Below are 23,710 nucleotides of genomic sequence, written 5' to 3'. Positions count from 1 at the left end.
TGCACATGGCAGAACAGACGCAAAGCGGGTCGAATCTCACCGATGATTCACGGTCTCGATCTGGGGGCCGCCTCAGGGCGCTCGGGGTCGCGTTCGGGTTGCTGGCGCTTGGACTGGTCGCGAGTATCGCCGTCGGCATCGTCTTCACGGTACCGCTGCTGATCTTCGGTGCTGACCTGGAAAGTCCCACGTCGTTCCTCTTACTCGCAGCGACCGGCCAACTGGCCTTTCTCGTGGTCGGCTACCTCTACGTCCGTCGTCGTGGAGGCGTCAGTATCCGGCCTCCGACCAGGCGCGATACGGGATACACGATTGGGGGACTCCTCGCCGCGCTCGTCGCCGCGACAGTGCTCAGCATCGTCGTCACACTCCTCGATATCGCTCCGTCAGGGAGCGTCTTCGAGGATCCGATCATGGCCGATCCACGGTTGGCGCTGGGCCTTGCGGCCCTCTCTATCGTGCTCGTCGCGCCCGCCGAGGAACTGCTCTTTCGCGGCGCGATCCAGGGCAGACTTCGGGAGTCCTTCGGACCGGTCGGGGCCATCGGCGGCGCCAGCGTCATCTTCGGTGCGATCCACCTCCTGAACTACACCGGATCGATCGTCGGTGCGCTCAGCGGTGTCGCCATCGTCACGGTCGGTGGCGTGATTTTCGGCACGATATACGAACGGACTGGGAACCTCCTGGTCCCGATCGGTGCGCATGGCGGGTACAACGCAGTCCTGCTGACGCTGACCTATCTGCAATTCTGAGCGCGCGACCTGACCGTGGTGCGCTATCGGCGACCGTCTGCCCGATGTTTCTGATCGACACTCCAGGCGACCTGCGGGACGTGGTTGTGATGGGATTCCGACGCTGCTCAGGTCGGCGTCGTCGTGTCGGTCACCGATACTGACCGCTCTGCCGACACGTGGCCCGTGACACGGAGCGCGATTTCTTCGGGATGGTCCGTCGTGTACTGGGTCTGTATCTCGGCCGTCTCGGACGCCGATTCACCCGCTTGCACCTGCATCTCGACCACGTGGGACTCGTCGTCGTCCGCGATCAGTTTCGTCGGCCAGTAGAGCGCGGCCAGGAACCGACCGTCGACGTCGGCCGTATTCGTCACCGTGAGCGACACCTCGAGCGGTGTCCCCTGTTCGATAGATGCCGGGACAGAGAGTTCAGCGAGCGAGAACGTCGCAGCTTTCGCTCGCAGCCTCGCAGTCGCGGCTCGCGAGAGTTGCCAGGTCCGACCGGTACCCTCGTGCGAAATTCGAGGTTTCACGGCTTCAATCGGACTGGGAACCGTGAACGCGAGGAACGATCCGTCGGCGGACCCGAGGGCTGCCCCCAGTTGGCCGCCCTCGTGTCCTGCGACGCTGTAGTTCCGCGCGCCGGCCGTCTCCGGGAGTCCCGGGCTCCAGCTTCTGCTGTCGGTCTCGAACGTGAACGCGTCGCTGTCGAGATCGGCCGAGTTGCGCACCGTCGCTACGACGTACTGTCGCGTTCCATCGGCCAGGACGCCGCCGGATCCCATCGTCGACCGATACCTGACGGCTTTCTTGACGACGATATCTTCGACGACCATATCTTCGCCCGACGGACTTGTCGTCGTGTGGCCAGTTTCGTCGACATCTGTCACCGGGGTGACCGTGTCGGCGTTCTGTCGGTCGGCGACACACCCGCAGAGCGAGGTGACGCCGACGCCGAGGGCCGTGAGGAACTGTCTGCGTGACGGGGACACGCCTCCCGATACGACCATCGGGTGTAAAACGGCGGCTTTCGGTTCGACGGCACTTTGAGCGACGCTGCCCAGTCAGAAGGTCCGTTCGGCTACGGGCGAGAACCACGCACGATCGAGGGCCACGTCAGAGACGGTGACGTATCGCTGGGGTCCGCCACCGAAGCAGTGGTATCGGTTCGGACCACAACCCTCACGTCGATACCGGGTGACCGACGAGACGTGACACCGACAGTCTCAGAACTCCGGGATCAGATCCGCGTCGCGGTGGGGCGATACGAGCGGCTCGAATCGACAGCGTTCACCAAGGAAGCCCTGGCAGCCATCTGCGACACGCTCGACACGGAAGTGGACACCGACGCCAGGCCCTCGAAGGCTCGGATGCGCGGTGTCATCCGTTCGGCGGTCGGCCTGGCCGACGACGACACCGCTGACGGGCCCTTCCGGAAGGCCGAACTAGAAGCCATCGCGAGCGCCGTCGAGGAACCGTAGCGGTCGTCACGACAGTTTCCCTGTGAGTGGACGTCTGTATATCAGAATACGGTATACTACTCCTTCGAATTTGAAATAGCTATACTGTATGGCTATACCGTCTGACTTATCTTTAAGTTCTCCACAGATCATTACTGTTCCATGCTGACTTACACGGTGTACAGCGAGGCCGGCGGTGTCGGGAAAACGACGATGGCGGCCAATCTGGCTGTGGCCGACGCCCGCGCAGGGAACGACGTCCTCGCGATCGACATGGACCCACAGGAGGGTAGCCTCTCCTATCTGTTCGACGTCGCGGATCACCGGACCGATTCCGAAGCCGATAGCCTCGTCCGACATCTCGTCGAGCGACCTCGTGGCCCGTTCGGCGGATTGATCGAGGAGTCCGAAGGCGTCGATATCGTGCCCGCGCACAACTCGCTAGAGGTCCTCTCGAAGCACCTCCGCCGTCGGGAAGAGGAAGCAGCGGATTTCGGTGAGAACTGGAACCCGAACGTTCAGTTGCTCCGGGTGCTCAAGGAGGCCGACGTTCCTGCCGAGTACGATACCGTGATCATCGATCCACCGGCTACCGCAGACGTCAAACTGTACAACGCTATCCACGCGACACGGAACCTCGTCATCCCCTTCGAACCCAGCGGCAAGGGCCAACAGTCCGTGACTGGCCTCGCCGATCTGGTCGATGGACTGGAAGAGACCCTGGATATCAACGTCGGCGTTCTCGCCGCTGTCCCGAACCGGTTCAAGGGGACGAACGATCAGGAGGAGATGCTGGAATCGCTCCGGAGCCAGTCGTACGACGTCCCGGTCGTGTTCAGGGAACGAACGTCGCTCCTCGAAGGCTGCTGGCGACAGCAGTGCTCGGCGTTCACGTACATCGAAGATCACCGGTCCCGTGAGCGCGAGTACGAACTCGAAACCCTGGAACAGTTCGAAACCCTCGCCCGTGCCCTCCGAGCCCCTGAACAGGAGGTCAAAGCATGAAATCCGGTTCCGGAGACGATCCGTTCGCCGAATCGTCCGAGAACGATACTCCGTCCGAGTCTGTCTCGGCCGAGCCCGACCCGATCAGTTCGTCTGACACTCCCACTCGCTCCGAATCGGCAACTTCCGGACAGACTATCCCGTACAAATTCCGTCGTGATTCCGTGAAAGCTGACCGTAACCAGCGACCGATCTTCCTCCGTCCCGAAGTCGAAAACCGCGAGATGGAGTTCATCCGGACCCTGGAAGACGAACTCGGCGAGGATGTTTACAAGACCGACGCCCTGGAGGCTGCGGTGATCGTGGCGATGAACAACCCCGACCTCGTTGCCGACGAACTACGCGACTGGGGGTACGACTGGGAGTGAGAAGCAGTTCAGGGTGACTATCTACTCTGTCGGTATCGCACTTCTGTCTCGGCTCCTCTTTCTATCGTTTCCCCTCCGGTACCACTCCTGGTTGTACTCGATCGATGGAACTACTGGCTGAACTGTATCGTTGACTGCGTTAGGACAGCTGGCTGCACAGATCAAATAGTGATTCTCGTTATGCCGGCTGATGTTACTGTTTGCTTGGGACAACTGGGCCAGTTAAATAACAAGACTGGATAGTTGGTATAAATATATAGTATAGCTAGAGGGTATAGATAGCAAGTATAGCTGGGTCGACTGGGTGGGACTATCAGCTAACACTACCGACGATAACAGTTGGTTGTGCAGGCGGGATATTTTGTATAGCTGCGTTTGCGAGATATATTATCTGGCTATTTTATATGGCTATACTACTGTATGGGTCGCAGAGGCACGGTCATCGCCGACGATTCGGAGTAGCGGTGACATACCAAACTCAGTCCACCAGTGCGGTGCTCTACGAGCATACTGACCGACCCGGGACACGCCATACTGAAGACGATCGATGCTCCATGGATCGGGTCCAACAGGAGGTCCCGGTTCGTATTCCGGTCGGCGCCGTCCGTTGTCTCGTAGAAGGCCGGTACCGACTCGCGACCGATCTGGTAGTGTTCCTCCAGACCGTATCGGGTCCACTCTTGATACGCGAACTTTAGAGGCGCTGTGCCTATGGCTGAAATATAACTCTGGGACAGATGACACGACTGAAATCCCAGTAAGTAGGTCGTTGCAAGGGTGGCCGAATTCTGCGCGTCAGAGGTTCGGGATACGGAAGTCGACGCGTACGGAATGGTCTCCACATCTGCTGGCTACCAGAGTTCGGCCCGTCGAACGATGACCGATCCCCGGTGTCTCTCCAGAACAACGAAAAACTACGATAGCTGTCCTGTTCCAGGATTCGACCGGGACGCGACGGGACACTGATAAACCAAATATTGCTATACTATTCGCGAGTATGTCGGGCAATTTCTGCCGTGTTTGCGGAGGCGGAGAAGTCTCTACGGAGTCGGCACCCAGACTGCTGAGGGGACTACATCAGCCATGGCCAGGAGTCCGATCAGGAGGGACGTGAAGACGATACTGGCCGCAGGTGGATCGAGATGCGTCTCCGCGTGAGCGTAGAAGATGCGCTGGAACAGTTCCCCGGCTAGCGCACCGATCACCCCGAAGAACGCACCGACCAGAAGCGCTTCCCAGAGGAGAAGCGCCCCCGAAACCGCCGACGGAGTCATCACTGCAGTCGATGGCCCGACCAGCGCCAGGACCGCAGTACTCGCAGGCAACGAGATGTGATGAGTCACCGGAATCTCTGCGACACCGGCGTTGACGAAGACGAGCGCGACGACACTGATTCCGAACGCCAGGAACGGACTCGCAGTGAGATACGCGACGTACGCCCCGAGTATCCCGACGACGAGTCCCAGCACACCGACGTCTGTCCAGCGATACTGATACGGGAGCCACGGCTCGACAGTGTGTGTCCCACCGTCTGTCAACCGATCGCCCCCGCCTGTAGTGGACTGGCTGTGTGGCTGCATGTCCAGCAAGCGACTCGGAGTGGCGCCGACAATGTGGTACCCGAAGACAGCCCGGTGTAGCAACGCGGACCCGACGACGCCCAGTGCGACGGGATCGACGGGGAACCGTACCGTCGTCGAGAGCGTCGCGATCCAGTAGCCCAGAACACCGAAGACGCCGCCGACAGCGAGGACATCGGGTCTGTTCCCGAGTCCTCGCGTTACTTCTTTGGCCTGGTGATACTCGAAGTCGGTGTCGAGATACCCACGCTTGCTCGCGTACGCGAGTGCGGCAGCGCCACCGCCGAACGCCACGTGCGGACCGAGGACGACCCCGAAGCCGATCGACGATGTGATATCCACCGGGAGAACATCGACGCCGGTGGTCCGTGCCGTCAACTTGGAGAGTTCGCCCAGGACCACCATCAAGCCGGCCAGCGAGAAGGACGGGAGTGCACCGATCGATGCACCGAACGCACCGCCAGCGAAGGCTGCCAGGACCATCCCCGGTGCCCAGAGTTCGGACACCGCCACACCTACGCCTCCTGGCCGACGGTTTCCGGTTTCCTGGCAGTGATGTTCGCCGAGACGAGGAACTCGCTGAGGTCTCGGTCGTCGTCCCACTCCCGGATGAACTGATCACTATCCTCCTTGGGTTCGATCGTCGCGTCCTCGAATCCCGCGTCCCGGAGAATCGTCTCGAGACGCTCGATACGCGATGCCCCAGCGACGCAGGCGGCAACCGACTCGGGGTCCGCCCGCATGTCGTCCGGGACCGCTGCGGTCAGAACCACGTCCGAGATTGCGAGACGACCGCCGGGACGGAGCACGCGATACGCCTCCTGAAAGACCTGTGGCTTGTTCGGTGAGAGATTCACGACACAGTTCGAGATGACTACGTCGACGGTCGCGTCGGCGATCGGCAGGTGTTCTATCTCGCCCAACCGGAACTCGACGTTGCCAACGTCGTTCTTCCCGGCGTTCGTTCTGGCCTTGTCGATCATCTCGGGTGTCATGTCCACGCCGATCACCTCGCCGGTCTCGTCCACCTCCTGGGCGGCGAGGAAACAATCGAAGCCAGCGCCGGACCCCAGGTCTACGACGGTCTCGCCGGCCGCCAGTGCGGCCAGTGCGTTCGGGTTCCCGCACCCGAGACCCAAGTTCGCATCGCCGGCGACACTCTCGCGGTCGGACGCCGAGTATCCGAGCTGCTTGGCGACTTCCCCAGCCGTGGCCGCTGAACCGACGCTGTCACCACACGAGGAGTCGTCTGCACAACACCCATCGTCGGACCCCTCGGCGTCAGCGGCAATCGACGCGTAGCGTTCCCGAACCACCTGACGTTGTGTCGTGGCGTCGAACCCGCTCTCTGCATCGTGGGCTGACTCCTGATCAGACACGGGTCGGCACCCCCGAGCGGAGAGCGGGAGCAGTTGTCCCCGCGGCGTGACTGGACTGGTGGGGGCTCCCAGCGAGAGTCGCTCTACCTATCGAACGCTCGACAGGCCGCGCGATACGCACCCTCGCGGGGGCGTCCGCCGACTCACTCATCGGTCTGCCCCCTGCGTCTCGTCGAGTGCTGCGAGCAGGGCTTTGGCCCGTTCGGTCGCTTCGTAGTACCGCCAGGTGCCGTCTTTCCGGCGCGTGACCAGCCCGGCTTCACGGAGGTCCGAGAGGGCGTGGCTGATCGCGCTATCACTCACGTCGACGATCGGGTTGATCTCACAGACACACATCTCGCGTCCGGCACCCGTCAGCAGACGGACGATGGTGTAGCGTGTCTCGTTCCCGAGCGTGTCGAGTGCGCTGATATGTGTTCCCGCGTTTCCAGGTGTCTCGGAAACATAGGATCTGAGCGATTCGAGCCGGTCTGTCACGTCTGTCTCGCAACAGTCGCCGACCTCCTCGGTGATGAGTCGTTCAAGACGATCCGTTTGCTGGCTCATGAATGAATGATTGAACAACCATTCATATATAGGCTTCGACCGTCCAAACCCGCCGATCACGTCGAATCTCGGTGTGTCCACTGGTACGGTACGTGTCGAAGGGACGACGATAGATTCGTACAGTTCGTTTCGATGGTACCGATGCGGCACCACCCAGTGAACACAGCTCGATCGGTTTTCCGTATCCTGCCCGTGCGACCGAGTATTTATACCGCTTCACAGGTGAGGCAGCGCGACTACCTGACTGTCCCACGAATTATCTCCTGATGACAGATGCAAGGGCAACGACACAGGGTCCCTGACCGACGCCGTGGCCAAGCGCTCACATTCCGTCCGGACGAACGGGTCTCCCATGACGAACTGCACACGGACAGTACAGCGACCGTCGCCCACGGGACCAGCGGCGTGCCGACGTGTTTGAAACCGTGTACGGGGGGAGACCGATGACGATCAGTGCGTCGGCGCTGTGGCTCGATTCCGAGACGACGGTGACCTGTATCGCCTGTGGCGAGACGGTCGACCGGGAGGACGCTCGTGAATACGACAAACACGGTGATCGCTGGACACGCGATGGCAAGGAGATCGAATACCTCTGTACCGACTGCTACGGCGAGTACAGTCACGCCCCCCGCGACGGACTCGAGGAGACGCTCGTGGCGGCCGGTGCTGGGCGAACCGATCGTGGGCCATTCCTCCGGCGCTACCACGAACTCGCGACCGATCAGACCACAGACCGTGAGTGACCGGGAGCGCTGTCGGCCCCGAGAAGCGGCTTCGGCCCACCTCTGGGAACCTCCAACGCGAAGCGATGGCCACCGGGTCGGTCAGCTGAGCAACGACTGACGGCCGGGGGAAAGTGGTCTGGCGTGTGGCACCTCCCGGTCGATCGCTGCCAGTACTGGCGCACTGTCGGGAAGGTGCGGGAGCAGGTACTCACCTTCGGGATGGCCGATACTGACTGTCTCCGTCCCGAGCAGTCGGTCGACGGGAGTCCGTTCGAGACGGACCTCACAGTCCGACAGCGAGTCGAGATGCCACACCACGGTGTCGAAGAGCCGGTCGTACACGAGTACCTCGCCGTCCTCCGGGGCGACACGGTACTCGACGGCACCGTACCGCAGCAGTTGATCGGCACACAGTAGACCGACTGGAACCATCAGGGCGGCGACGACGAGACCCGCGACCAGGTCCCACGCCTGCCCGGTCGCGAACAGTCCTGCACCGACGAGTCCGAACAGCGCGATACCGCTGCACCCGGTGTGGTACGGGAGTCGGAGCGGCCCACCCAGCAGCCGGCCCCAGAACGCGGGTCTGGTCTGTTCGGTCTCTCCGTCCAGTGTGGCGTCGACCGAACTCACCTCCGGTGGCCGTGCGAGCCACCCGTACTCCCGATCGTAGGAGTTGAAGTAGACGGCCAGTCGGTCCCGGTAGACGCTACCGAGATCGGCCGTGAACTTGCAGAGGGCGATTACGAGCAACAGCGGTAGTCCCGCCGCACTCGGATCGAGACGCGAGAGCTCTGCGGACGGCCCCGCCGTCGCTGCGGTCACGATGGTGAGTGTCACGACGCCGCCGACGAAGACGATCCCCATCTTGGTCAGGAGACCGCCGAACGCCGTCTGTGCGTTGTGGGATCGGTACTCCCCGTCGTGGAAGTAGGTCCGGAGGGTCGTCACCATAGTCATCAGGAAGATCCCGATCGCAGCTACCACCACGCTCGTGAGTGTCCCGGTGTCTGGCTCCGGTACTGGTCCGACCAGGACTGCGCCGACGAGGAGCCACCCGACGAGGACGACCCCGACTGTCAACGGCAGGCCGACCAGCGTCACGAGATACACCTCCAGAGACGTGCCGGGTACCCCGAGCGTGGGCTGGCGGGCCGCGAGTGGACCGATCAGCACGCCATCGGTCTCGACGGTGGGCGGGCGACCGGCGAACACCGCTCGAACGAGTGCCCAGACCGAATCCACACCGAGTTCGAGCCAGTAGAGGAGCAACAGTGCCGTCGCGTTCCAGCCGAGCGCGACGACACCGACGATGGGGAGGACGTTGGCGGCGACGACACCCAGGAGTTCCGTCCGCCTGCTCGACTCTCCGGGGAGACCTCGTCGAATGGGCGACATCAGGTAGCGGTAGTGAAGCGTGGTGTTTGAACCTCCGGATTCGAGCGGTGTCTGTCGATGTGGTCGGTGCCACGGCTGGTCGCCGGATGAAGTGTTCGTCGCGTTTTCCCCACCACTCCAGTAGTTGAGGCCAGCTTTCTCAATGTATATGGCAGTCTGGCGCAGTTCATAAATAGTATGAAGGCGTAGTTTGGGATAGAACGATGGCACGAATCACCGGTTCCTATCCAGACGATCTCGACCTCCTCATCGAGGGTGCTGTCGAGGCCGGTGTGTTTGGGGGCAAGAGCGATGCGTTGCGCGAGTTCGTGCGTGAATACTTCGAGGACCACGAGAACGAACGTATTGCAGCTGCGGTCGCCCTCTACGAACGCGAACGGATCACGCTCGGTGATGCTGCGAGACTCGCCGATGTCGATCGCTGGACGATGCGTGATATCCTCCGTGAGCACGGCGTCGAACTCCGGCTCGGGCTCGTTGACGAAGACGACGCAGTCTACGAGGTAGAGGCAGCACGTGAACTCGAATTCGACGATGAGCCTGCTGATAACGAGCCATCGGACTCGCAATGACGACTACCGATATTCCAGTGGACCCAAGCGTTCTCAACACGACCGTTCTCTCGAACTTTGCATACATTGACCAGGTGTGAGTGGTCGCCGGACTCTCGGGAATCTGTACGGTGCCGGTCGTTCGCGAAGAACTCCACACTGGTGTCGAGGACCATCCCTCCCTCCAGTCAGCGCTGGACGTACTCGATGCGGAGATTCCAGTCGCGACAGTTTCGGACACTGTTGCAAACCGTGAAGCAGTAGTCAGCGACCATCTCGATCCCTGAGAAGCACAGGCATTTGCGCTTGCCGACGCACACGACGGTCGGTTACTGACGGACGACGGCGACGCAAGAGCATTCGCGAAAGAACAGGGCGTGACCGTTGTCGGTTCGGTCGGCGTCCTCCTGGCTGCCATTGATGCTGGGCGGATTAGCGAGGAAACTGCGGATGAATGGCTCTCAACGTGGATTGATGAAATCGGATACTACGTTCCATATCGAAACATTACGGACTTCCGGTAACGTTTCGGTTTCGGTGACTCTGTCATCCGAGCACATTGGAATTCGAGTGTGGTCGAACTATCTCCAGCAGTTGTTTCGACTTCCTTGGAAGGGATTTCGCGCTCAGTGTGGATGCGCACTGACTAGTACTCAACCACGAGCGGGTCAAGTCGATAAACTGGTTGTCCTCTGCTCATGCATACCAGATTATACGGTGAACAGGCGCAATACCACGGCGTTCGCGCCGTGGATACGCGCCGTCACTTGGGAGAGAATCCACGTTCGACAGCACTCTGAGTGTCAGAATACTGGTGTTTAACTGACAGGCCACCATAGAATGGGGGTGGGAATCGGTCGGAACAGAGCGGATTCCGAACCGTCCTTCGGAGGCGGCCTGTCCGCCCGTCTAACGAGGTCGTTCGGAAATCGAAGATTTCCGTGATCACGAGAGACAAAGTCTCTCGGACGACAGTATCCGAAAGAACAGTCGGTGAACGCCACAACCTTGAAGGCTGTGCCGACGTGCCGACTGCTCAAAGCACGCGAGACGATACCCCCGACTCTGCTGACGCCTGCTGGCGTCCCCGTGGCCAAAACAACACCGGGACGCCAAACACGGTCGAGGATAGGGGTAACGGCGACTTGGCATCGCCAGCAGTCCACCAGTCCGATACTGTGGGACTACCCGTGCCCGAAAGGGCTGGTAGTCCGGTAATTGGACTGCGAACCTGAAACTCCCACCGCTCGGGATTCTTCCGCGTTTACGCGGAGGAGGATGTCAAGACGAATCGCAGTAATGAGTTCCTTACCGAGTACGGCTATCGCTGGGAGATCGAAAGTGGCTACAAATCGATCAAGCGGTTCATGGCCGCAACGACGTCGAAAGACTTCGGTCTCCGGTTCTTTTACTTCGCGTTCGCGTGTCTGCTGTACTCAATCTGGCGAGCGGTGGACCTGCTTGTGCAGGTCGAATTGACTGGTGAATACGAACACTCGCCAATTGTGAACTTCCAACCACTCCAGTAGTTGAGACTGGCGCTCTCAATGCATGAGTGCCATGGATAACTCACGCCCGTTCGCTGCTTACTTCTCGTAGACCTCTTCGAGTACTTCGACGAAGCTCTCGTCCTTTGAATCCTACAGACCAGTAGTTGGCTTAACGTAGGGAAGTATCCTGAGACGACGTACATCTTCGAGACAGGTATCATCAGCCTGGCAGAGAGATCGGGCGAGAAACTGTTCTAGGCCACTACTGGCTGGAGGGGGGTCTGCCCTTAAGGTCCTCCTCGTCGAAGCCACAAAGTACGATGGTCGTTCCAATACTGGTTCGGGAGGTCATGCACGCACCTGCCGAAACCATCGCAACCAGCATGCCGATTACGGACGTTGCGGAGCGGTTCAAAGCGCTTGACGGAGACGCGGTTGTGGTTGTCCGGGACGCCGAACCGGTCGGTATCATCACCCGAACAGATCTCGTCGATGTCCTTGCTGCAGGGAAGAATATTGAGGGGCAAACAGCCGAGAGAGTCATGTCACATCCTCCGATTACGGTTTCTGAGTCGGCACCGATTCAGATGGGTGCCGCGACGTTGTACGAACACGATGTTGAACAGGCACTCGTGATGGAAGGTGACACCGTCGTCGGGTTGCTTCGGACGAGCGATCTAACACCCTATCTTCCCGATCGTGCAATGAGTCGCCCTGAGGAACCGCTCGAAGCCGAGGAGCGCGACTGGGAGTCCGAGTACGACGACGAAGCGACAACCGGCGTCTCCGTCGGCGACGTGGTCCGGTTCAGCAAGCCGATTACCGAGCGCGACCTCGAACTATTTGCCGAGATCAGCGGTGACAAGAATCGACTCCACCTTGACGAAACCTTTGCAGAACGAACCCGGTTCAAACGGCGCATTGTCCACGGCGCACTCGCCTCGAGTGTGATCAGTGCTGCCCTGTCGAAACTACCCGGGCTCGTCATCTACCTCAGTCAGAACGTGACGTACAGCGCCCCGGTCGAGATCGGTGAACGGGTCACTGCACGTTGTGAGGTGATCGCAGACCTTGGCCACAATCGGTATCGTCTCGGAATCGAGGAATTCGACGAAAATGATACCGAAGTCATCAGTGGAGAAGCAGCCGTTCTCATCGATCCGTTACCCGAAGCAGAGACAACCTCCTGACGTCTGGTCTCCGTCGATGTTCCCTCTCACTCGATCTCGTCAGGATCGATCGTCAGCCGCAGGTCGACCGCGATAACGCTCGCTGGAAAATCCATCACGAGTTGTGAGAGACGCTGAATCACCTCGACGATCCCATCCACATCGAGCGGATCTTGTCCCCGGACACCACGAAGGAGCGGTGCTGCAGTGATCTCACCGGTCATCGTTCGGGCTTCCGCTTCGCTCACTGGGGCCACTCGAAAGGTGGTGTCCTTGAATACCTGAACGAAAATACCCCCGAGCCCGAACATCAGAAGTGGCCCGAATTGGGCGTCGCGATTCATCCCCACAATCGTTTCCTGACCGAAGCCGGTATCGACCATCTCCTGGATCTGGACCCCGAGAATAGTCGCATCCGGATCGTGGTCTCTCGCCCGCTGATACAGGTCATCGAATACGGCTGCAGCATCCTCGGGAGTGACGCCGACTTCGACGCCACCGATATCGGACTTGTGCAGGATGTCGGGACTGACGATCTTCATCACGACCGGTCCACCGAGGTCGCGAGCGGCCACAGTGGCTTCATCCGCCTTGTCGACGAGGACGTCGTCGGGCGTCGGAATACCATAGGCATCGAGTAACTCCATCGACTCGACGCCGAGGGCGGTCGTCCCTCGATTCTTGGCCTCGATCAGAATCTCATCTCACGAGCCCGGTCGAAATCGACGTCGAATTCGGTCGGCGCTTCGTATTCGCGTTCGGTTATCTCCCGGTATCGGGCGAGTGCTTCGACGCTACGGACCGCGCGCCGTGGCGAGAAGTAGTTTGGAATCGCTCGCTGCTCGAGCTGATGGACTGCCGCATGAATGAGTTTCCCGCCCATGATGCAGGTGACGATCGGTTTGTCGTGGGTCTCGTGGAGGTCAACGATACTGCTCGCTAACTCCTCGAAGTCGAGAACCGCGGCGGGGGCTGCGAGCGCGATGACGGTACCAACGCCGTCGTCCGAGAGAACGGCGTCAAGCACGGCACGATACCGCTCGACGTTGGAGTCACCGATGATGTCGAGTGGGTTGTTTACGCGACCCTCTGCCGGGAGATGTTTCGTGATTTCAGCCTTAGTCTCGTCGCTGAACGTCGCCAGCGACAGGCGACTCTCCCCTACAACGTCTGTCGTGAGCACACCTTCTCCGCCTGCGTTCGTCACGATAGCGACTGTGTCTGAATCTGGGAGCGGTTGGTCTGCGAGGATCTGCCCGAAGTCAAAGAACTCCTCGATATCGTTGACCTGTATCGCGCCAGCCTGGTTCAACGCGGCACGGTAGGCCGTCGCACTTCCGGCCAGTGCGCCGGTATGCGACGAGGCAGCACGAGCACCGGCCTCGGTCTGACCGGCTTTGTTCAGGACGAGAGGGGTTGACTTCGCGACCTCACGTGCCGTGTCGATGAACTCTCGCCCGTTCTGTATCTGTTCGAGATATCCCAGGATTACCTTGGTGTCGGGTTCGCCGTTCCAGTGACGGATGAAATCCTGAGCGTCGAGGACGGCCTCGTTACCCATCGAGACCACGTCCCTGAACCCGACATCGTTGTCGGCTGCCCAGTCGAGGGTTGCGGTCACGAACGCTCCCGACTGGCTCATGAGCGAGATGTTCCCCGGGAGTGCGTTCTCCGGGGCAAACGATGCGTTCAGGCCACTCGGGGTGCTGAGAATACCGACACAGTTCGGGCCGACGAGGTTGAGGTCGTATGTCTTTGCGACAGCGGCGAGTTCTCGCTGTCGCGTCGTTCCGTCTTCTCCGATCTCCGCGAACCCGGCTGTGATGACAACGATGTCGTCGATTCCGGCTTCGCCGATCTGGCTCACGACCTCGATGACAATCGGTGCTGGTACCACCACGACCGCGAGTACGGAGTCGCCGTCGGGGAGTGCTGCAGCGTCCGGATAGCACTCTCGCCCGAGAACAGTCTCCCGATTGGGATTGACTGGTATGACCTCTCCGCCGAACGCCGAGAGGAGATTCTCCATGATCGAGCGACCGACGGACCCCGGCCGTTCTGTCGCGCCGAACACAGCCACCTGTGACGGGTCGAACAATCCTGTAAGGTCACGCACGGAAGATACCCCGCGCTCGAGCGCCGTTGGACTGCCTCTGCATCTTGTTGTTTGTGTGCATACGACACACCATGTGTACTATCGCCCCGAGCGTCTATAATCGCACGGGACTCGTCTCAATACGTCTCGCCGCGACCGCCCACAAACATCTATCTGCGAAAATCGCGTTGTGTGTACGTATGGACACTGCACCCGAACACTCGCTGTTTCCCTGGTGGGGACGAGTCGTGGAATGGCAATACGAGACCGCGCGAACCACCCTGGAAAGGTCACTTGAGATGCAACGGACGGTCGTCGACAACTGGATAACGGCTGCCGAATCGACTGCCCCACCTGAGACGCCGCAACGAGGACAGCTTCGGCGTCTCGAGTGGGGGTACGACATCTGGGAAGAGACCCTGTTGAACACGCTCGTTCATCTGGACGACGCGATCACGGAGGACGGCGTCGACTTGCGACAACTCCAGATGATCTGGCTCCACGCGATGGACGACGCATTCAGTGAAGTGACGAGCCGCCCCACGTTCGCCGCGACGACGAACGACACCCTGGAGGATGTACTCACAGAGCAACAACAGCTAAACCAACTCCGACGGGACTTCCTGAACGCATCGAACCTGCCGACGGATCGCGATCTCGAAGAGGTGGGTGAACGGCTGCTGGATCTGGAAGCTCACCAGAAGCGGATCGAAGAGAAACTTGATACAGTACTCGACGAGGCCGACATTGAAGAAGCGGCACACTCTGGGGTGGTCGAATGAGTTCCTTCCCCGACCCCTTCACAACGACCATCGATCTTCAACGACAGATTGTCGGGGAGACGCTGGATTTCGACACGAAGGCGGTGGAGTGGCCCGACCGACTCCAGAAGATCGACCACGCTGACGTCGGGAAAACACCTCACGAGGTTGTCTACGAGGAGAACAAGCTCGAACTGCTCCACTACGAGCCACTAGTCGAGGAGGACGAACGACATGACATCCCGGTGCTCTTTGTGTATGCGCTCATCAACCGGCCATACATCCTCGACTTACAACCGGATAAGAGCGTCATCCGCCGGTTTCTCGAACACGGCTTCGACGTTTATCTCGTCGACTGGAACGAGCCGTCGACACTCGACCGCCGACTATTACTCGACCACTACGTCAACATCTACATCGACAACTGCGTGAACGTCGTTCGCGAGCGCTCCGGTCGGGAGACCATCAACCTCTTCGGATACTGCATGGGCGGTACGATGAGTGCGATGTACACCGCCCTGCACAGAGAGAAGGTACGGAATCTCGTGTTGCTCGCGACGGGCCTCCAGTTCGACGGTCACGCGGGCGTCTTGGAGCAGTGGGCCGATGGCTACGATCCGGAAGCCGTCAGCGAGACGTTCGGGAACGTGCCGGCGGAATTCCTCGCTGCGGGCTTCGCGGATATGAATCCGGTCAACAACTACGTTACGAAGTATGTGCAACTGTACCGGAAACTCGACGACGAGGCGTTCGTCGAGAACTTCGGTCGGATGGAACGCTGGCTCCGCGAAGGTGTGGACGTTGCGGGAGATACATACGTCCAGTTCATCGAAGATATCTACCAGGACAACGCACTCTACGAGAACGAATTCACGCTCGATGGAACCCACGTCGACATCCAGAATATCGACATGCCCGTGCTCCAAGTCGTCGGGGAATTCGACAACCTCATCCCGCCCACAGCGAGCAAGCCGTTCAACGACGTGATACCGAGTGACGACACGGAGATCATGGAGTTCCCGTCGGGACACGTCGGACTCGCAGTCTCGGATAAATCCCATGCTGACCTCTGGCCCCAAGTGTGCGACTGGCTCGGACAGCGGTCGTGAACGTGGTTCGTTGTTCCTAGTGGTCGCCCCTGGATCAACTGAACCGTCGAGTTAGAACTCGACGACGCTGATCCACCCCTCGTCGACACAGCGCGGACAATGATCTTCTTCGCGTTCCGCTAGGCACGCTCGGTGACATCGGATGTGGCAGTGTTCACACTCCACGATATCGTCGTCCCGCTCGAACGGTTCGCCGCAGATGTAACATTGCTTCGAACCGACCATACCCGAATAGACGACGAGTAGCGAGAAAAACCTTCAGTCAGCGACGCATCGGTCTCTCGTCGCTGTGGCCGCTTGTGCCCTTCGTCGTAGCTCCGAACGAGAAAGCCCCATCGGAGGGTCAACGATTGGATGTCTCTTCTGTCGTTTCGAACCCGCTGATCACCTGCAGGAGTGCTTGCGTCTCGGCGTGTCTTCGGGCCCGTTGCAGCTCTCGGCGCAGTTCGTCCTCGCGGTCCTGGACGTTATCGACGGCCAAGCGCATCGTGCGGATCCGGGCGAGCTGCTCGCTCGCCGACGAGTGCAAGACGGCATCGTAGAGATCGACGAGGAAGCGCTCGGTGACGAGGTGTTGGACAAACGCTTCCAGATCCTCAGACGCGTGAATGGGGACGCCAGAAACGTTCTCTTCGGCGGGGTCGGGGTCGATCGGCCAGAGGGCCGTTTCGACGGTCTCATACTCGAACCCTTGCGCGGGTCGGTGGTGGACGACACGTATCCCGTCGAGGCCATCCCCCGCGAGGAGGTCCAAAAGATCGAGCGCGAGTTCCTCCACGCGGACGTACGGAGGGACGTTGAACGAGGGCAGCGACCGGCTGAACGTCGGCTCGAACTCTCGCTGGGAGAGAACACGGGACGCCTTCGATCCGAGGACGAGGGGCACAGCTTGTCGCCCTTCCTCCTCAATCCGATCGAGGGTTCGCTGGAAGGTGTCGAGCGCCTGCTCGTTGAACGGACCGCACAGGCCCCGTTCGGACCCCACGAGGACCACACCGATTCGTTGCCCCACTCCTTCGCCGAGCAGTTGCGCGCGCTCGATTGTGGAGAGTCCTCTCGTCGCGCCTTGAAGCATGCGCGAGATATGCGCTTCGTAGGTGTCCAACGTCTCCAAGCGTTCGTCGGCGCGCCGGTAGGCGACCTCCGCGACGGAACGGATCGCCCGCATGAGCGGCTCCAGCCCGGAGACGGCATCGAGGTGCTCCTCGATCTGGATTGGCTCGGGGCTCATGTTCGGTCCTCCGTGTTATCCATGGTGAGTTCTTCCTCTCCCCCTTCGTCGCCCTGATCTGTTCGTTCGCCATCTGGGAGTTCGTTCGGCTTGGCCGCCCCGAGGGAAGCCTCGACCCAGTCCCGTAGTCGCTCCTCAAGTTCAGGCGCGATCTCGTCGGCACTCCGAAGCTCCTCAGCGATTCCCGGAACCTCGTCTCGATGGTCTTCCAACGCGTCCTCGAACTCTGGTACCGCCTCGGCTGGCCAGCCCTCGAGCAGGTCTTCCTGGTGCGTCCACAGGAGTGCTACCTGGATGGGGAGGTCCGAGATTTCGCGCGGTTCCTGCTGGATGATCTCGACGAGCTGTTCTCCTCGCTCGATCTGTCGCTTCGTCGACTCCTCGATAATCGCGCCGAACCGCGTGAACCCCTTGACCTCCTCGTACTGGGAGAGTTCGGGTCGGACCGGCGCGGCGACCTCCCGAAGCGGTCCCGGCTGGGCGTCCTCGCCAACCCGGGAGACCGACTGGCCGACGTCGATGGCGGGGCGTCGACCCTCCGCGTACAGGTGGGCGTCGAAGTAGAGTTGCCCGTCGGTCATCGAGATCAGGTTCGTCGGGATGAAGGCGGTGATGTTCCCCCGCTGGGTCTCGATTATCGGCAACGCGGTGGACGACCCGCCACCGTGCCGATCGTCGAGCTTGAAGGAGCGCTCCATCAGGTTCGCGTGGACCGAGAAGATGTCACCAGGATAGGCCTCGCGACCGGGAGACCGTCGCAGGAGGAGGGACAGCTCGCGGTACGCGTGGGCGTGGCGGGACAGGTCGTCGTACACGACGAGGCTGTGGTCTCCTTGCCAGGCGAACCACTCGGCCATCGTGCATCCGGCCAAGGCGGAGAGGTAGCGCACGGAGGCAGGGGCGTCGGCAGGGGCGAACACGATCGCGGTGTGGTCCAGGGCGTCGTGACGGTCAAGCTGGTCGACGATGTTCAAGACGGTCGAACGCTTCTTCCCGATGCTGACGTAGACGCAGACGACGTCCTCGGTCCCCTGCGAGATGATCGCGTCCATCGCGGTGCTGGCCTTCCCCGTGTTCCGGTCACCGAGCAGAAGCATACGCTGCCCTCGCCCGATCGGGGTCGCGGCATCGATCGTCTTGATGCCGGTGAGCAGGGGCTCACGGATCGGTTGCCGGTCGAGCGGACCCGGGGCAAGCTGGCGGATCTCCCGGCGTTCCGCCATCCCGAGCGCTCGGTCTCCGTCCACAGGCCGCCCGAGCGGGTCTACCACGCGTCCGAGGAGTCCGAACCCTACGGGGATCCGGATCGTCTCCCCAGTGCGGCGAACCGCGGATCCCGCCTGGATCCCTTCGGTGGCCCCGTAGATGGCCACGCCGACGCTCTCCTCGTCGAGATCGAGAACCTCACCTCTCGTCCCGTCTTCGAAGGCGACCAGCTCGTGGAGCATCACGGTGGGCAGGCCTTCGACGCGAGCGATCCCGTCGCCGACGTTCAGGACGCGTCCGACGTCCTGAACCGACGCCTGAACGCGATGCGGCGGCCCCTTCTCGAGAGCTTCGAGAGCCTCCTGGAGTGCTTGATCGAAGTCCATCAGCTGCTCTCCCTTCCGTTCTCTTGTGGTCTTCGTGCCCGCTCTTTGTTCTCGTCTTCTCGATCCCCTCTGGAAGTTCCTCGGCGCTCGTCTCCGTCAGCTTGCTCCTGGTCGGTCGTCGGCCCGGCCAACGCTTCGAGAGCGTGCTTGACGTTCAGATCCAGGGCGACACCTCCGGAGATCAGGGTGACCCCGGCCACTAGCTCCGGGGCTTCCTCGACGGAGAACTCGAGCTCGGGAGCCGAGGACTCGTCGTCCCAGGGAAGACGGTCCCGCAGGGTTTCCCGAAGGCGCTCCTGGGTCCGTTCTTCGAGGGGGTACGCCGTTCGGACCCGGACGGCACCGTCCGCTTTGTGGATGGCATCCGCGAGCCGATCTAGGGCGGCGTCCCCGAGGTCGTCCTCCTCGTTCAGGAATCGGTCGACAAGCTGGTCGTGTAATGCTTCCCCACCCGTTTCCCGGAGAAGATCCTCGGCTAGCTCGACGGCGGTCTGGCGAGCGCGCTTCTGGATTCGCTCACGCGCGGCTTGTTCCTCGCGTTGGATGCGTTCGTTCGCCTCTTGACGGATATCGGCGGCGTCCGCCCGCGCCTGCTCGAGGATTTCATCCCGTCTTTTGGCGGCCTCTTCACGAGCGTTCCTGCGGATCTTCTCTGCTTCCTCCTGAGCCTCTTCGAGTTTCTCCTCGAGCTCCTTCCGTTCCCGTTCAGCCTCTTCAGCACGCTGCTTTGCCTCCGAGATCTCGGATTCGATCTCCGCTTCCCGTTCCTTCATCTTCTTCCTGAGCGGTCGATAGAGGAACCGCTGGAGGATCACGAGAAGGAGCAGGAAGTTCAGCGCCTGGAAGAGGATTGTCGTCCAGTCGATGCCGATCCCGATCTGCGCCACGCTATCCCGCCCCCAAGGCCGTCTCGAGCAGTGGGTTTGCGTACAGGAGGATCAGCGAGACGATCAGCGCGTACAGGGCCAGGGACTCCAGCAATGCGAGGCTGATGTACAGTGACCTCGAAATCTCGTCTCGCGCCTCGGGTTGCTCGGCGATGGATTCGACCGCCGATTCGACGACCCTCCCCTGTCCGATACTGGCCAACATCGTACCCAGGTTGATCGCGACAGCCGCGCCGACGGAAGCGAGGATCAAGAACCACATCGCATCGCCGCCCTGGGCTGCAGCCTCGCTCACGCGGCCCTCAAGCGGGTTGGCGAATAGCAAGATCAAGGCGACGATCAGGACGTAGAGCGCCTGTGATTCGATCATGGCCAACCCGATGTACAGAGTCCGGGAGATCACATCCGACTCGTCGGGCTGGCGGGCGGTGGCCTCGGAAGCGGCGGCAGCAGCCCGAGCCTGTCCGATGGCCGGAAAGAGGACACCCAGTCCGATCGAGATGGCCGCAGTCACGTTGATCACGATGTAGAACCAGGTTTCGGATACCATCACATCGCCCCCTGGGCGCGCACGGCGCCGCCGATGTATACGATCGTGAGCAGGGTGAAGATGTAGGCCTGCAGCGCCCCGATGAAGAGCCCGAACAGCTCGAAGAGGACGGGAATCACCAGGGGGGCGATCAGGAGGAGGACCGCGATGATGACCTGGTGGCTGAGCATGTTCGCGAACAGGCGGATCGCCAGCGAGATAGTCCGGGTGATGTGGCCGAGGACATTGATGGGGACGAGTAGCCAGGTCGGTTCGGCGAACTGCTGGAGGTACCCGCCCCAACCGTGCTCCTGGATGCCGTAATAGTGAGCGGCGAAGAAAACGATCAACGCCAGCGCTACGGTCGTGTTCAGGTTCGCGGTGGGTGCCTCAAGCAGGGGGAGCGTCCCCATCAGTGCCGCCGCGAGGATAAACACCGCTAGGGTGGCCACAAGCGGGACGTATCGGTAACCGGTCTCCTTCTCCGTGACCTCCGAGAGCAGGGTCTCAAGGTACCGGTAGCCCCACTCGAGCGCGGCCTGCCACTCGCTCGGTCGCTCGTGGACTCGCCGTCCGGCCAGGATGCCTAGCAGGCCGACAACGCCGACCATTCCCGTCGTCTCCAGGACGGTCGGCGCGATCTGGAATTCCCCGCCACCGGGGATAGGAAGGCCGGCGAGAATCCCCATCACGATCGTTTCCCCTCCTGCTGTGCCTCGACGACCATGAGGTAGGCTTGCACGGCCGCGATAACGATCCCTGCTCCGAGCAAGCCGAGCGTGAACGTCGGCGTGGTCCCAAGCTGTCGGTCTAGCCACGCCCCCAGGAGGATCCCGCCTGCCACCGGGAGTGCCAGGATCCAACCGAGGGAGGTCAGATAGGCCATGGCCTGCCAGAAGCTTGCCTCGCTATCTTCCTCGTCGCCGTTGCCGCCGGAGGGAACGGGCCAACGTCCAGCGGGTTCATTCGAATCGTCGCCTTGGCGCTCCTGCCATGGTTCCCAACTCCGTTCCGTCATAGTCCTTGTCGCCGTTCCCGCGAGAAGGAACGGGTCATCTTCTGGTAGATCTGGTTGAACCGTCGCCGTGCCTCTTCCTCCATGGCTTCCAACTGCTGCTCTTCGTGACTGATCGCCTGGTCCAGCGTCTCTAGGTCGACCCCTTCCCGCGCAACACCGGTCAGTACGGTGACTTGGTCGTCCTGAACCGACAGGAAGCCACCGTGAACCGCGACCTGCTGAGGCTCACCCTCCGGTGTCCGAAAAGAAATCACGCCGGGCCGGACGCGTGCCTGGAAGGGGGCGTGGCCGGAGAGGATCCCGATCCACCCATCGGGCAAGGGCGCGTTCACGGCCTCCACCTCGACGTCGGTGACGACCCGCTCTGGAGTGCGAACCTCAAGATGCATGGGCTCCACCCCCCTCATGGTCGTCCGCGAGGTTCCCGCGCTCGTTCGAGGGCGCCTCTGGATCGTCGTCCTCGTCTTCGAGGGCCTGTGCTTTCTCGAGCACGTCGTCGATCGTTCCAACCATGTAGAACGCTTGCTCGGGAATGTCGTCGTGGTGACCGTCCAGGATCTCGCGCACTCCCCGGAGGGTCTCCTCTAAGGGCACAGAGACTCCCTCCTGTCCAGTGTAGCGCTCGGTCGTAAACAGCGGCTGGGTGAGAAACCGTTGCAGGCGTCTGGCTCGGAGCGCGGTCGTGCGCTGTTCGCCGGAGAGCTCCTCCATCCCGAGGATCTCGATAATATCCTTGAGGTCCTCGTACTCGGCGAGTGTCGTCTTGACCCGCTGGGCGACCCGGGCGTGCTCCTCGCCCACGAAGCGAGGATTCAGAAGCGAGGAGCTAGACCGAAGTGGGTCAAGAGCGGGGTAGAAGCTCCGACTGGCCAGATCCCGCGTAAGCACCCCCGAGGCATCGAGGTGCGCGAAGGCTGCCACGACGCCGGGGTCGGTGAGGTCGTCTGCAGGCACGTAGATCGCTTGCACGCTCGTGATCGATCCCTGCGTGGTGCTCGCGATGCGCTCCTGGAGCTTGCCCATCTCCAGGTCCAGCGTGGGCTGGTAGCCTATCTCGGAGGGGATCCGGCCCAGGAGCGCGGAGACCTCCATCCCCGCCTGGGCGAATCGGTAGATGTTGTCGACGAAGAGGAGCACGTCCCGACGATCGTGATCCCGGAAGTGCTCGGCGACCGTCAGCGCCGTGTGGGCGACCCGGAACCGGGCACCCGGTGTCTCGTGCATCTGCCCGAAGACGAGCACCGAATCCTCAAGCAAGCCCTGCTCCTGCATCTGCAGGTAGACCTCGTTCGCCTCCCGGGTCCGTTCGCCGACGCCAGCGAACACCGGGACGCCGCCCTCGTGCGTGATGGTCCGTTGCATCAACTCCATCACGAGCACGGTCTTGCCGACGCCCGCCCCGCCGAAGAGCCCGAGCTTGCCGCCCTCGGGCATCGGGACGAGGAGATCCAGGGCCTTGATCCCGGTCTCGTACGGCTCGGTCGAGGGTCGCTGGTCGACCATGGCGGGCGGGTCCTGTTCAATTCCGACGTGGCGGTCCGCGTCGATCGGGTTGCCGTGGTCCACCGCATGGCCTTTCACGTCAAGGGCGCGGCCGAGTATCGGGTCGCCGACGGGGATGGGTAACGGCTGACCCGTCGCGATTACGTCGAGGCCTCGGTGCAAGCCGGCTGGGTTGTCGAGCGCAAGCGCGCGTACTCGACCGGGTTCGCTGTGGCTTCGGACCTCGGCTGTGACAGTCTCGCCATCTGGATGAGGAATGGTGAGGGCGTCACCGATCGAAGGCAGCGACCCCTCCGGGAACGCGATCTCGAGGACAACATCGTGGATCGCCACGAGTTCACCTCTCGGATCGTGACTTGAGTCGGACCGTCCGTCGCCCGTGCTATCGTTCGTTTGCATAGAATCGACCTCGGGGATCCTGCGCTGGCCGAGCTGGGATGTCTACGTTAACGTTCGTCATGGATAGTCAAAAATGCGCCGTCCGGATCAGCCGGCAGAGAACTAACTCCAAGGGGGTCCGTCCTCGTCGGTGCAGGTGTGATTTAGCTTACTGTGGGACTTCTCCCGGGAATTCACATTG

The 23,710-nt window shown here is 61.4% G+C and carries 21 protein-coding genes and 4 pseudogenes; 11 read left to right on the top strand and 14 right to left on the bottom strand.

What is annotated here, in order from left to right:
- The first annotated feature begins 5 nt into the window (after positions 1-5).
- Positions 6-752, top strand: coding sequence for a CPBP family glutamic-type intramembrane protease (locus Hhyl2_RS19165; RefSeq protein WP_483552397.1), 747 nt, complete (start codon positions 6-8; stop codon positions 750-752).
- Between the two features lie 107 nt (positions 753-859).
- Here Hhyl2_RS19165 and Hhyl2_RS19160 read toward each other — a convergent pair whose 3' ends face one another.
- On the bottom strand, positions 860-1,726 hold the full coding sequence (locus Hhyl2_RS19160) for a hypothetical protein (RefSeq protein WP_483552396.1): 867 nt from the start codon (positions 1,724-1,726) through the stop codon (positions 860-862).
- A gap of 219 nt (positions 1,727-1,945) precedes the next feature.
- On the opposite strand from Hhyl2_RS19160, the gene Hhyl2_RS19155 reads away from it, so the two are divergent.
- The 3 genes from Hhyl2_RS19155 to Hhyl2_RS19145 all read left to right on the top strand — a co-directional run bounded on the left by Hhyl2_RS19155 (position 1,946) and on the right by Hhyl2_RS19145 (position 3,567).
- The gene (locus Hhyl2_RS19155) at positions 1,946-2,215 is read left to right on the top strand and encodes a hypothetical protein (RefSeq protein ID WP_483552395.1); all 270 of its coding nucleotides are present in this window, start codon (positions 1,946-1,948) and stop codon (positions 2,213-2,215) included.
- A 141-nt stretch (positions 2,216-2,356) separates the two neighbouring features.
- Positions 2,357-3,199, top strand: a complete 843-nt coding sequence (locus Hhyl2_RS19150) for a ParA family protein (RefSeq protein ID WP_483552394.1) — start codon at positions 2,357-2,359, stop codon at positions 3,197-3,199.
- A complete protein-coding gene (locus Hhyl2_RS19145; RefSeq protein WP_483552393.1) occupies positions 3,196-3,567 on the top strand; it encodes a DUF7970 domain-containing protein in 372 nt (123 codons plus the stop codon). The genes Hhyl2_RS19150 and Hhyl2_RS19145 overlap by 4 nt, the downstream gene beginning before the upstream one ends.
- A 1,040-nt stretch (positions 3,568-4,607) precedes the next feature.
- On the opposite strand, the gene Hhyl2_RS19140 is transcribed toward Hhyl2_RS19145, so the two are convergent.
- From Hhyl2_RS19140 to Hhyl2_RS19130, 3 genes are all read right to left on the bottom strand, one after another.
- Entirely contained in the window at positions 4,608-5,660 is a 1,053-nt protein-coding gene (locus Hhyl2_RS19140; protein ID WP_483552392.1) for a DUF7973 family transport facilitator, read from the bottom strand.
- Between the two features lie 2 nt (positions 5,661-5,662).
- Positions 5,663-6,526: an arsenite methyltransferase gene (gene arsM, locus Hhyl2_RS19135; protein ID WP_483552391.1), complete on the bottom strand. Its 864-nt coding sequence runs from the start codon at positions 6,524-6,526 to the stop codon at positions 5,663-5,665.
- 147 nt (positions 6,527-6,673) lie between these two features.
- Positions 6,674-7,072, bottom strand: coding sequence for an ArsR/SmtB family transcription factor (locus Hhyl2_RS19130; RefSeq protein ID WP_483552390.1), 399 nt, complete (start codon positions 7,070-7,072; stop codon positions 6,674-6,676).
- Positions 7,073-7,515: 443 nt separating this feature from the next.
- Between Hhyl2_RS19130 and Hhyl2_RS19125 the strand changes: the two genes are divergently transcribed.
- On the top strand, positions 7,516-7,815 hold the full coding sequence (locus Hhyl2_RS19125) for a DUF7562 family protein (RefSeq protein ID WP_483552389.1): 300 nt from the start codon (positions 7,516-7,518) through the stop codon (positions 7,813-7,815).
- An 81-nt stretch (positions 7,816-7,896) separates the two neighbouring features.
- On the opposite strand, the gene Hhyl2_RS19120 is transcribed toward Hhyl2_RS19125, so the two are convergent.
- On the bottom strand, positions 7,897-9,195 hold the full coding sequence (locus Hhyl2_RS19120; protein ID WP_483552388.1) for a DUF6498-containing protein: 1,299 nt from the start codon (positions 9,193-9,195) through the stop codon (positions 7,897-7,899).
- A gap of 203 nt (positions 9,196-9,398) precedes the next feature.
- Here Hhyl2_RS19120 and Hhyl2_RS19115 point away from each other — a divergent pair, with 203 nt between their 5' ends.
- The 4 genes and pseudogenes from Hhyl2_RS19115 (at position 9,399) to Hhyl2_RS19100 (ending at position 12,426) form a co-directional block, all read left to right on the top strand.
- Positions 9,399-9,767 carry a UPF0175 family protein gene (locus Hhyl2_RS19115; RefSeq protein WP_483552387.1) on the top strand — a complete coding sequence of 123 codons (369 nt, stop codon included), beginning with the start codon at positions 9,399-9,401 and terminating at the stop codon, positions 9,765-9,767.
- Positions 9,764-10,270, top strand: a pseudogene (locus Hhyl2_RS19110) (PIN domain-containing protein). Before Hhyl2_RS19115 ends, Hhyl2_RS19110 begins: the two are co-directional and overlap by 4 nt.
- Before the next feature lie 762 nt (positions 10,271-11,032).
- Positions 11,033-11,275 (top strand): annotated as a pseudogene (locus Hhyl2_RS19105) (transposase); the annotation flags it as partial.
- A gap of 281 nt (positions 11,276-11,556) precedes the next feature.
- Positions 11,557-12,426, top strand: coding sequence for a MaoC/PaaZ C-terminal domain-containing protein (locus Hhyl2_RS19100; protein WP_483552386.1), 870 nt, complete (start codon positions 11,557-11,559; stop codon positions 12,424-12,426).
- 26 nt (positions 12,427-12,452) lie between these two features.
- Here Hhyl2_RS19100 and Hhyl2_RS19095 read toward each other — a convergent pair.
- Positions 12,453-14,521: pseudogene (locus tag Hhyl2_RS19095) on the bottom strand (acetate--CoA ligase family protein).
- A gap of 179 nt (positions 14,522-14,700) precedes the next feature.
- Here Hhyl2_RS19095 and Hhyl2_RS19090 point away from each other — a divergent pair.
- Positions 14,701-15,282, top strand: coding sequence for a hypothetical protein (locus tag Hhyl2_RS19090; RefSeq protein ID WP_483552385.1), 582 nt, complete (start codon positions 14,701-14,703; stop codon positions 15,280-15,282).
- A pseudogene (phaC, locus tag Hhyl2_RS19085) lies at positions 15,279-16,367 on the top strand (class III poly(R)-hydroxyalkanoic acid synthase subunit PhaC); the annotation flags it as partial. The gene Hhyl2_RS19090 and the pseudogene phaC, both read left to right, overlap by 4 nt.
- 346 nt (positions 16,368-16,713) lie before the next feature.
- Here the strand turns inward: phaC and Hhyl2_RS19080 are convergent.
- The 8 genes from Hhyl2_RS19080 to atpD are packed head-to-tail and all read right to left on the bottom strand — an operon-like array spanning position 16,714 to position 23,529.
- The gene (locus Hhyl2_RS19080) at positions 16,714-17,601 is read right to left on the bottom strand and encodes a F0F1 ATP synthase subunit gamma (RefSeq protein ID WP_483552384.1); all 888 of its coding nucleotides are present in this window, start codon (positions 17,599-17,601) and stop codon (positions 16,714-16,716) included.
- Positions 17,598-19,193 (bottom strand): F0F1 ATP synthase subunit alpha, encoded by a 1,596-nt coding sequence (locus Hhyl2_RS19075; protein ID WP_483552383.1) that lies wholly within the window; start codon positions 19,191-19,193, stop codon positions 17,598-17,600. The genes Hhyl2_RS19080 and Hhyl2_RS19075 overlap by 4 nt, the downstream gene beginning before the upstream one ends.
- Entirely contained in the window at positions 19,193-20,080 is an 888-nt protein-coding gene (gene atpF, locus Hhyl2_RS19070) for a F0F1 ATP synthase subunit B (protein ID WP_483552382.1), read from the bottom strand. The genes Hhyl2_RS19075 and atpF overlap by 1 nt, the downstream gene beginning before the upstream one ends.
- A 1-nt stretch (position 20,081) precedes the next feature.
- Entirely contained in the window at positions 20,082-20,630 is a 549-nt protein-coding gene (atpE, locus tag Hhyl2_RS19065; protein ID WP_483552381.1) for an ATP synthase F0 subunit C, read from the bottom strand.
- Positions 20,630-21,298 carry a F0F1 ATP synthase subunit A gene (gene atpB, locus Hhyl2_RS19060; protein WP_483552380.1) on the bottom strand — a complete coding sequence of 223 codons (669 nt, stop codon included), beginning with the start codon at positions 21,296-21,298 and terminating at the stop codon, positions 20,630-20,632. Before atpB ends, atpE begins: the two co-directional genes overlap by 1 nt.
- Positions 21,298-21,627, bottom strand: coding sequence for an AtpZ/AtpI family protein (locus tag Hhyl2_RS19055; RefSeq protein WP_483552379.1), 330 nt, complete (start codon positions 21,625-21,627; stop codon positions 21,298-21,300). The genes atpB and Hhyl2_RS19055 overlap by 1 nt, the downstream gene beginning before the upstream one ends.
- Positions 21,624-22,016 carry an ATP synthase F1 subunit epsilon gene (atpC, locus tag Hhyl2_RS19050; protein ID WP_483552378.1) on the bottom strand — a complete coding sequence of 131 codons (393 nt, stop codon included), beginning with the start codon at positions 22,014-22,016 and terminating at the stop codon, positions 21,624-21,626. The genes Hhyl2_RS19055 and atpC overlap by 4 nt, the downstream gene beginning before the upstream one ends.
- Complete coding sequence (gene atpD / locus Hhyl2_RS19045) at positions 22,006-23,529, bottom strand: F0F1 ATP synthase subunit beta (RefSeq protein WP_483552377.1); 1,524 nt, start codon at positions 23,527-23,529, stop codon at positions 22,006-22,008. Before atpD ends, atpC begins: the two co-directional genes overlap by 11 nt.
- Positions 23,530-23,710 lie beyond the last annotated feature (181 nt).

It is taken from the genome of Haloarcula sp. H-hyl2 (assembly GCF_056934385.1).
This window is presented reverse-complemented; position numbering and strand designations above follow the sequence as displayed.

Excerpts from the sequence above, each read along its gene's own strand:
- Hhyl2_RS19165 (WP_483552397.1), top strand. The coding sequence starts at position 6 with ATGGCAGAACAGACGCAAAGCGGGTCGAATCTCACCGATGATTCACGG.
- Hhyl2_RS19150 (WP_483552394.1), top strand. The coding sequence starts at position 2,357 with ATGCTGACTTACACGGTGTACAGCGAGGCCGGCGGTGTCGGGAAAACG.
- Hhyl2_RS19145 (WP_483552393.1), top strand. The coding sequence starts at position 3,196 with ATGAAATCCGGTTCCGGAGACGATCCGTTCGCCGAATCGTCCGAGAAC.
- Hhyl2_RS19130 (WP_483552390.1), bottom strand. The coding sequence starts at position 7,072 with ATGAGCCAGCAAACGGATCGTCTTGAACGACTCATCACCGAGGAGGTC.
- Hhyl2_RS19125 (WP_483552389.1), top strand. The coding sequence starts at position 7,516 with ATGACGATCAGTGCGTCGGCGCTGTGGCTCGATTCCGAGACGACGGTG.
- Hhyl2_RS19120 (WP_483552388.1), bottom strand. The coding sequence starts at position 9,195 with ATGTCGCCCATTCGACGAGGTCTCCCCGGAGAGTCGAGCAGGCGGACG.
- Hhyl2_RS19115 (WP_483552387.1), top strand. The coding sequence starts at position 9,399 with ATGGCACGAATCACCGGTTCCTATCCAGACGATCTCGACCTCCTCATC.
- Hhyl2_RS19100 (WP_483552386.1), top strand. The coding sequence starts at position 11,557 with ATGGTCGTTCCAATACTGGTTCGGGAGGTCATGCACGCACCTGCCGAA.
- Hhyl2_RS19090 (WP_483552385.1), top strand. The coding sequence starts at position 14,701 with ATGGACACTGCACCCGAACACTCGCTGTTTCCCTGGTGGGGACGAGTC.
- Hhyl2_RS19080 (WP_483552384.1), bottom strand. The coding sequence starts at position 17,601 with ATGAGCCCCGAGCCAATCCAGATCGAGGAGCACCTCGATGCCGTCTCC.
- Hhyl2_RS19075 (WP_483552383.1), bottom strand. The coding sequence starts at position 19,193 with ATGGACTTCGATCAAGCACTCCAGGAGGCTCTCGAAGCTCTCGAGAAG.
- atpE (WP_483552381.1), bottom strand. The coding sequence starts at position 20,630 with ATGGTATCCGAAACCTGGTTCTACATCGTGATCAACGTGACTGCGGCC.
- atpB (WP_483552380.1), bottom strand. The coding sequence starts at position 21,298 with ATGGGGATTCTCGCCGGCCTTCCTATCCCCGGTGGCGGGGAATTCCAG.
- Hhyl2_RS19055 (WP_483552379.1), bottom strand. The coding sequence starts at position 21,627 with ATGACGGAACGGAGTTGGGAACCATGGCAGGAGCGCCAAGGCGACGAT.
- atpC (WP_483552378.1), bottom strand. The coding sequence starts at position 22,016 with ATGCATCTTGAGGTTCGCACTCCAGAGCGGGTCGTCACCGACGTCGAG.
- atpD (WP_483552377.1), bottom strand. The coding sequence starts at position 23,529 with ATGCAAACGAACGATAGCACGGGCGACGGACGGTCCGACTCAAGTCAC.